General features: G+C 64.5%; 6 protein-coding genes and 2 pseudogenes. All 8 read left to right on the top strand.

All coding sequences use genetic code 11. The features are described 5' to 3' along the window. Nucleotides 1-836, top strand: a pseudogene (gene sucC / locus EOA60_RS11285) (ADP-forming succinate--CoA ligase subunit beta); the annotation flags it as partial. 5 nt (nt 837-841) lie between these two features. After that, on the top strand, nt 842-1,213 hold the full coding sequence (locus EOA60_RS11280) for a cupin domain-containing protein (RefSeq protein WP_095825156.1): 372 nt from the start codon (nt 842-844) through the stop codon (nt 1,211-1,213). A 3-nt stretch (nt 1,214-1,216) separates the two neighbouring features. Then, a complete protein-coding gene (locus tag EOA60_RS11275; RefSeq protein WP_067323643.1) occupies nt 1,217-1,714 on the top strand; it encodes a DUF1579 family protein in 498 nt (165 codons plus the stop codon). 12 nt (nt 1,715-1,726) lie between these two features. Then, complete coding sequence (gene sucD / locus EOA60_RS11270) at nt 1,727-2,644, top strand: succinate--CoA ligase subunit alpha (RefSeq protein ID WP_095825155.1); 918 nt, start codon at nt 1,727-1,729, stop codon at nt 2,642-2,644. 112 nt (nt 2,645-2,756) lie between these two features. Continuing rightward, the gene (locus EOA60_RS11265) at nt 2,757-5,744 is read left to right on the top strand and encodes a 2-oxoglutarate dehydrogenase E1 component (RefSeq protein WP_067323638.1); all 2,988 of its coding nucleotides are present in this window, start codon (nt 2,757-2,759) and stop codon (nt 5,742-5,744) included. A gap of 51 nt (nt 5,745-5,795) precedes the next feature. Continuing rightward, nucleotides 5,796-7,088, top strand: a complete 1,293-nt coding sequence (odhB, locus tag EOA60_RS11260) for a 2-oxoglutarate dehydrogenase complex dihydrolipoyllysine-residue succinyltransferase (protein ID WP_128311364.1) — start codon at nt 5,796-5,798, stop codon at nt 7,086-7,088. Between the two features lie 124 nt (nt 7,089-7,212). Beyond that, the gene (locus EOA60_RS11255) at nt 7,213-7,635 is read left to right on the top strand and encodes a hypothetical protein (RefSeq protein ID WP_245307513.1); all 423 of its coding nucleotides are present in this window, start codon (nt 7,213-7,215) and stop codon (nt 7,633-7,635) included. Then, nucleotides 7,632-7,770: pseudogene (locus EOA60_RS38880) on the top strand (NAD(P)-dependent oxidoreductase); the annotation flags it as partial. The gene EOA60_RS11255 and the pseudogene EOA60_RS38880, both read left to right, overlap by 4 nt.

Raw genomic sequence — 7,770 nt, 5'->3', positions numbered from 1 at the left:
CTGTCGATCCTGGTCGACCGTTCCGTCGGGCGCATCGCCTTCGTCGTCTCGACCGAGGGCGGCATGGATATCGAGGCGGTCGCGCATGACACGCCGGAAAAGATCCTCACCGTCGCCATCGATCCGGAAAGGGCGTGACGGCCGATGATGTGAAGAAGCTCAACGCAGCGCTGCAGCTCGACGGCGATGCGGCGCAAGACGGCGGCACGCTGTTCCCGCTGCTCTACAGGGCCTTCATCGAGAAGGACATGAGCCTGCTCGAGGTCAATCCGCTGATCGTCATGAAGAACGGCCAGCTGCGCGTGCTGGACGCCAAGGTGTCGTTCGACAACAACGCTCTCTTCCGCCATCCCGACGTGATGGAGCTGCGCGACACCACCGAAGAGGATGAGAAGGAGATCGAGGCGTCGAAATACGACCTCGCCTATGTCGCGCTCGAGGGCAATATCGGCTGCATGGTCAACGGCGCCGGCCTCGCGATGGCGACGATGGACATCATCAAGCTCTACGGCGCCGAGCCGGCCAACTTCCTCGATGTCGGCGGCGGAGCCTCGAAGGAGAAAGTGACGGCGGCCTTCAAGATCATCACCAAGGATCCGGCGGTCGAAGGCATCCTGATCAACATCTTCGGCGGCATCATGAAGTGCGATGTCATCGCCGAGGGCGTGATCGCCGCGGTCAAGGAAGTCGGGCTGAAGGTGCCGCTGGTCGTGCGGCTGGAAGGCACCAATGCCGAGCTCGGCAAGAAGATCATCAATGACAGCGGCTTGAACGTCGTCTCGGCAGACGACCTCGACGACGCGGCCAAGAAGATCGTCAAGGCGGTGAAGGGCTAAAGCGGATGCCTCCGCGCAAGATAAATCTGGTCGAGGCGGCGGATGCGAAGATCGCCAAGGTCTTCGATCCGCACATCGCCGGCGACGTCAACGACAGCCAAGCCAAGGTCGCCAAGTTCGGCGAGGTTTTCGACTGGCACGCGCATGATGACGAGGACGAGGCCTTCCTCGTGCTGCGCGGCAAGATCGCCATCGATTTCCGCGACGGGCCGGTCGAGGTCGGCGAGGGCGATTTCATTGTCGTGCCGCGCGGCGTCGAGCATCGGCCGCGGTCGCTGACTGTCGAGCCCGTGGTGCTTATGTTCGAGCCGGCGACCACCCTCAACACCGGCAATGCCCAAAGCGACCTCACCGTCACCGATCTGAAGCGGCTCTGAGCCATGAACGCGACGCCTTTCTCATCCCTCTCGGCCGATCACCAGCGCCTGCAGGCGCTGGTCGGCGCGTGGCGTGGCGAGGAAGATGTCGCGGCGACGCAATGGACCGATGCCGGCGCCGCGACTTCGGAAGTGCTTGCGGACGCGCAGTTCGGCGGCCAGTTCGTGGTCCAGCGCTACCGCCAGCGCCGCGACGGCACGATCTCGTTCGGCGCGCATAATGTGTTCGGCTTCGATCAGCCGAACGACGTCGTCACCATGCATCAGTTCGACTCGATGGGTTTCGTGCCGGTCACACCGGCTACGGGCACATGGAACGGCAACGAGCTTGTGCTGGAACGGTCGTCGCCGCGCGGCTCGGCTCGCGTGACTTACAGTTTTGACGGCACTGATACTTACCGCATGCGATTGCACTTCAAGCCCGCCGGCAGCGACGCCTGGCAAGACATGGTGAGCGGCCTCTACCGGCGCGTTTCGCCTTCCTCGATCAACGGTTTTTAGAAAAGGGCCGCGATGTCCATTCTCGTCGACAAGAATACCAAGGTGCTGGTGCAGGGCCTGACCGGCAAGACCGGCACCTTCCATACCGAGCAGGCGCTGGCCTATCACGCCACCAAGATGGTTGGCGGCGTCCATCCGAAGAAGGGCGGCGAGACCTGGACCGGCGCGAAGGGAGAGACCCTGCCGATCTTCGCCACCGTCGCCGAGGGCAAGGAGAAGACCGGCGCCAACGCCTCCGTCATCTATGTGCCGCCGGCAGGCGCGGGCGAAGCGATCATCGAGGCGATCGAGGCCGAGATCCCGCTGATCGTCTGCATCACCGAGGGCATCCCGGTTATGGACATGGTCAAGGTCAAGGTGCGGCTCGACCGCTCCTCCTCGCGGCTGATCGGCCCGAACTGCCCGGGAGTTTTGACCCCCGACGAATGCAAGATCGGCATCATGCCCGGCAACATCTTCCGCAAGGGCTCGGTCGGCGTTGTTTCCCGCTCGGGAACGCTTACCTATGAAGCGGTCTTCCAGACCAGCAATGTCGGCCTCGGCCAGACCACTGCTGTCGGCATCGGCGGCGACCCGGTCAAGGGCACCGAGTTCATCGACGTGCTCGAGATGTTCCTCGCCGACGACGAGACCAAATCGATCATCATGATCGGCGAGATCGGCGGCTCGGCCGAGGAAGACGCCGCGCAGTTCTTGAAGGACGAGGCAAAGCGCGGCCGCAAGAAACCGATGGCGGGCTTCATTGCCGGGCGCACGGCGCCCGCCGGCCGCACCATGGGCCATGCGGGCGCGGTGATCTCCGGCGGCAAGGGCGGCGCGGAAGACAAGATCGCGGCGATGGAATCGGCCGGCATCAAGGTTTCGCCGTCACCGGCGCGGCTCGGCACGACGCTGGTCGAGGCGATCAAAGGTCAAGGGAGTAGGGAGTAAGGGAATAGGGCAGCAGGGAAAGATCAGCGGCAAAAAATGCCCTACTCCCCTACTGCCTTACTCCCCTACTCCCTTCCATAAAAGGAGACGGAGCCAGGCTCCGCAGACGAAAATGGCAAGACAAGATCAGGCCAACGACCAATTCTCGCTCACCTCGTTCCTTTATGGCGGCAATGCCGACTATATCGACGCGCTCTATGCCGCCTATGAGGACAACCCCGGCTCCGTCGATCCGGAATGGCAGGACTTCTTCGCCGCGCTGAAGGACGATGCGGGCGACGTGCGCAAGAACGCCAAGGGCGCTTCCTGGGCGAAGCCTTCCTGGCCGATGCAGGCCAATGGTGAGCTGGTTTCGGCGCTCGACGGCAATTGGGGCCTGGTCGAAAAGCACATCGAAAAGAAGGTGAAGGAAAAGGCGGTCGTCAACGGCGCGGCCCTTTCCGATGCCGACGTTCACCAGGCGACGCGCGATTCGGTGCGCGCCATCATGATGATCCGCGCCTTTCGCATGCGCGGCCACCTGCACGCCAATCTCGACCCGCTGGGCATCGCCAAGCCGCTTGAGGACTATAACGAGCTGTCGCCGGAGAATTACGGCTTCACCGAAGCCGACTACGACCGGCCGATCTTCCTCGACAATGTGCTGGGGCTCGAGTTCGGCACCATCCGGCAGATGCTTGATATCCTCACCCGCACCTATTGCTCGACGCTCGGCGTCGAGTTCATGCACATCTCCGACCCTGAGGAAAAGGCCTGGATCCAGGCGCGCATCGAGGGCGCCGACAAGGAGATCACCTTCACTGCCACCGGCAAGAAGGCGATCCTGTCGAAGCTGGTCGAGGCCGAAGGCTTCGAGCAATTTATCGACGTCAAGTACAAGGGCACCAAGCGCTTCGGCCTCGACGGCGGCGAGTCGCTGATCCCGGCGCTGGAGCAGATCATCAAGCGCGGCGGCCAGCTCGGCCTGAAGGAGGCCGTGCTCGGCATGGCCCATCGCGGCCGCCTCAACGTGCTTTCGCAGGTCATGGCCAAGCCGCACCGCGCCATCTTCCACGAATTCAAAGGCGGCTCGGCCGCTCCCGACGACGTCGAGGGCTCGGGCGACGTGAAGTACCATCTCGGCGCTTCCTCGGACCGCGAGTTCGACGGCAACAAGGTGCACCTGTCGCTGACGGCCAACCCCTCGCACCTGGAAATCGTCGACCCGGTCGTGATGGGCAAGGCGCGCGCCAAGCAGGACCAGCTCGCTGGCCGCGAGCGCGGCGAGATCGTGCCGCTGTCCGAGCGCGCCAAGGTAATGCCGCTGCTGCTGCATGGCGACGCGGCGTTTGCCGGCCAGGGCGTGATCGCGGAGATGTTCGGGCTCTCCGGCCTGCGCGGCCACCGCGTCGCCGGCACGCTGCATTTCATCATCAACAACCAGATCGGCTTCACCACCAATCCGCGCTTCTCGCGTTCCTCGCCCTATCCGTCGGATGTGGCCAAGATGATCGAAGCGCCGATCTTCCACGTCAACGGCGACGATCCGGAAGCGGTGGTGCATGCCGCGAAGGTGGCGACGGAATTCCGCATGAAGTTCCACAAACCGGTGGTGGTGGACATGTTCTGCTACCGCCGCTTCGGCCACAATGAAGGCGACGAGCCGTCCTTCACGCAGCCGATCATGTACCGCAACATCCGCAGCCATAAGACGGTTGTGCAGGTCTATGCCGATCGGCTGATCGCCGAGGGTCACATCACCCAGGCCGAGGTCGACAAGATGCGGGCCGACTGGCGCGCGCATCTGGAACAGGAGTGGGAAGTCGGCCAGTCCTACAAGCCGAACAAGGCCGACTGGCTTGACGGCGCCTGGTCCGGCCTGCGCACGGCCGACAACCAGGACGAACAGCGGCGCGGCAAGACCGCGGTGCCGGTCCGCACGCTGAAGGAAATCGGCAAGAAGCTGACCGACGTGCCGAAGGATTTCGAGGCACACAAGACGATCCTGCGCTTCCTCGAGAACCGCCGCCAGGCGATCGAATCCGGCGACGGCATCGACTGGTCGACCGCCGAGGCGCTGGCATTCGGCGCCATCCTGCTCGACGGCAATCCGATCCGGCTCTCCGGCCAGGATTCGGAGCGCGGCACCTTCTCGCAGCGCCATTCCGTGCTCTACGACCAGCGTGACGAGACGCGCTACATTCCACTCAACAATCTATCTGCGGCCCAGGCCGGCTACGAAGTCATCAACTCGATGCTCTCGGAAGAGGCGGTGCTCGGCTTCGAATATGGCTACAGCCTTGCCGAGCCCAAGGCGCTGACGCTTTGGGAAGCGCAGTTCGGCGATTTCGCCAACGGCGCCCAGGTGGTGTTCGACCAGTTCATCTCGTCCGGCGAGCGCAAGTGGCTGAGAATGTCGGGCCTCGTCTGCCTCCTGCCGCACGGCTATGAAGGCCAGGGGCCGGAGCATTCCTCGGCCCGCCTCGAACGCTTCCTGCAGCTCTGCGCCGAGGACAACATGCAGGTGGCGAACGTCACGACGCCGGCTAACTATTTCCACATCCTGCGCCGGCAACTGAAGCGCGACTTCCGCAAGCCGCTGATCCTGATGACGCCGAAGTCGCTGCTGCGCCACAAGCGGGCGGTGTCGACGCTGTCGGAGATGGCGGGCGAAAGCTCGTTCCACCGCCTGTTGTGGGACGATGCGCAGCTCTTGGCCGACCAGCCGATCAAGCTGGTGAAGGATTCCAAGATCCGCCGCGTCGTGCTCTGCTCCGGCAAGGTCTATTACGACCTCTATGAGGAGCGCGAGAAGCGCGGCATCACCGACATCTACCTGCTGCGCGTCGAGCAGCTCTACCCGTTCCCAGCCAAGGCGCTGATCACCGAGCTGTCGCGTTTCCGCAACGCCGAGATGGTGTGGTGCCAGGAGGAGCCCAAGAATATGGGCGCCTGGTCGTTCATCGATCCTTATCTCGAATGGGTGCTGGCGCATATCGACGCCAAGCATCAGCGGGTGCGCTATACCGGCCGGCCGGCCTCGGCCTCGCCGGCCACTGGGCTGATGTCGAAGCATCTCAGCCAGCTTTCCGCCCTGCTCGACGACGCGCTGGGTGAATAAGCAGACCCGGACCAAACAGACCTTAAGAAGACAAGAGAACGGACAGGCACAATGGCTACCGAAATCCGCGTCCCCACTCTCGGCGAATCCGTCACCGAGGCGACCGTCGGCAAGTGGTTCAAGAAGGTCGGCGACGCGATCGCCGCCGATGAGCCGCTGGTCGAGCTCGAAACCGACAAGGTGACGGTGGAGGTGCCCGCCGCGGGCGCCGGGACGCTCTCCGAGATCACCGTCAAGGAAGGCGATACGGTCAATGTCGGGGCGCTGCTCGGCTCGATTTCGGCCGGCGGCGCAGCCGCCTCTCCCGCCACCAAGCCTCATGCGGTGGCGCAGGCGTCCAGTCCGGACGCCGCATCCACGACCAAGCAGGCCGCCGCCGAAACCGCCAAGATGGCCGGCGACGCCGGCCCGGTCGAGCCGCGCACCATGCCGCCGGCGCCGGCCGCGGCCAAACTGATCGCCGAGCACAATCTCTCGGTCGAGCAACTGACGGGCTCCGGCAAGCGCGGCCAGGTACTGAAGGGCGACGTCCTCGATGCCATCGCCAAGGGCGCGCCATCGCAGCCGGCCGAGACGCCGAAAGCGGCTCCTGCTCCTGCTCCCGCACCGGTCGCGGCCCGCGCGCCGTCGACGGCCGACGATGCTTCGCGCGAGGAGCGCGTGCGCATGACCAAGCTGCGCCAGACGATCGCGCGCCGGCTCAAGGAGGCGCAGTCGACCGCCGCCATGCTCACCACCTTCAACGAGGTGGATATGAGCGCGGTGATGGCGCTGAGGGCCAAGTATAAGGACGTGTTCGAGAAGAAGCATGGCGTGAAGCTCGGCTTCATGGGCTTCTTCACCAAGGCCGTCACCCATGCGCTGAAGGAGATCCCGGCGGTCAATGCCGAGATCGACGGCGCCGACATCATCTACAAGAACTTTGCGCATGTCGGCGTCGCCGTCGGCACCGACAAGGGCCTGGTGGTCCCGGTCGTGCGCGATGCCGACCAGATGTCCATCGCCGAGATCGAGAAGGAGATCGGCCGGCTGGGCCTCGCCGCGCGCGACGGCAAGCTTTCGGTTGCCGACATGCAGGGCGGCACCTTTACGATCTCCAACGGCGGCGTCTACGGATCGCTGATGTCGACGCCGATCCTCAATGCGCCGCAGTCCGGTATCCTCGGCATGCACAAGATCCAGGAGCGGCCGGTGGTGGTCGGCGGCCAGATCGTCATCCGCCCGATGATGTATCTGGCGCTCAGCTACGACCACCGCATCGTCGACGGCAAGGAAGCGGTGACCTTCCTCGTCCGCGTCAAGGAAAGCCTGGAGGATCCCGAGCGGCTGGTGCTCGATCTCTGAGGTGGAGCATGAAGGCTCGCGGGCGGGGCGGCGAGTGAAGGCCCGTTGGCTCAGCACCGCGAGGCCGGTCGCGCTTGCCGCCGGTGCGGCTCTCGTAGCAGCCGATGCCCAGGCCGGTTGCCCGATCCAGCTTGCCGCCTATGGCGAGGCGAAAAGCGGCGCCGAGATCGATTTCAGCCCGACGGGTACCTCGGCGACGATCGCCAACACATTCCGCATGATACTCGACAACAATACCGTGCTCGATGGCATCGCCATGTGGACCGAGGGCTCCGCCGGGCGGCCGCACGGCTCGCTGATGTACAAATGCCCGACCGGCGACGTCACCGGCGAGGAGCTCGCCGCCTGCACGGTCTGGGAAGGCGTGATCTATAGCGCCGATGAGAAGGGCGTCGTGGGTCTGCTGCCGGCCGAGGGCGCGGATGCGCCGAAGAGCCTGATCTTTCCCGATCTCGGACCGTCGCTCGAAATGTCAGCCGCTTATGGTCCGGCGGGCTTCTCAAAAGTACCGTGGGACGTCTTTGCCCTGAAAGGCTGCCAGGAATGAATGCCGACAAGAAGACGCTGCTGGTCACCGGCGGCAGCCGCGGCATCGGCGCTGCCATATGCCGGCAGGCCAGTCGGGCAGGCTATGGGGTGGCGATCAACTATGTCTCCAACCGGGCCGCCGCCGGTGACCAGC

Origin of the sequence: Mesorhizobium sp. M1A.F.Ca.IN.020.06.1.1 (assembly GCF_004023265.1) — a bacterium.
Classification (GTDB): Bacteria; Pseudomonadota; Alphaproteobacteria; order Rhizobiales; family Rhizobiaceae; genus Mesorhizobium.
The sequence above is the reverse complement of the archived record's forward strand: the minus strand, read 5'-3'. Positions and strand labels throughout refer to the sequence as shown.

Excerpts from the sequence above, each read along its gene's own strand:
- EOA60_RS11280 (WP_095825156.1), top strand. The coding sequence starts at position 842 with ATGCCTCCGCGCAAGATAAATCTGGTCGAGGCGGCGGATGCGAAGATC.
- EOA60_RS11275 (WP_067323643.1), top strand. The coding sequence starts at position 1,217 with ATGAACGCGACGCCTTTCTCATCCCTCTCGGCCGATCACCAGCGCCTG.
- sucD (WP_095825155.1), top strand. The coding sequence starts at position 1,727 with ATGTCCATTCTCGTCGACAAGAATACCAAGGTGCTGGTGCAGGGCCTG.
- EOA60_RS11265 (WP_067323638.1), top strand. The coding sequence starts at position 2,757 with ATGGCAAGACAAGATCAGGCCAACGACCAATTCTCGCTCACCTCGTTC.
- odhB (WP_128311364.1), top strand. The coding sequence starts at position 5,796 with ATGGCTACCGAAATCCGCGTCCCCACTCTCGGCGAATCCGTCACCGAG.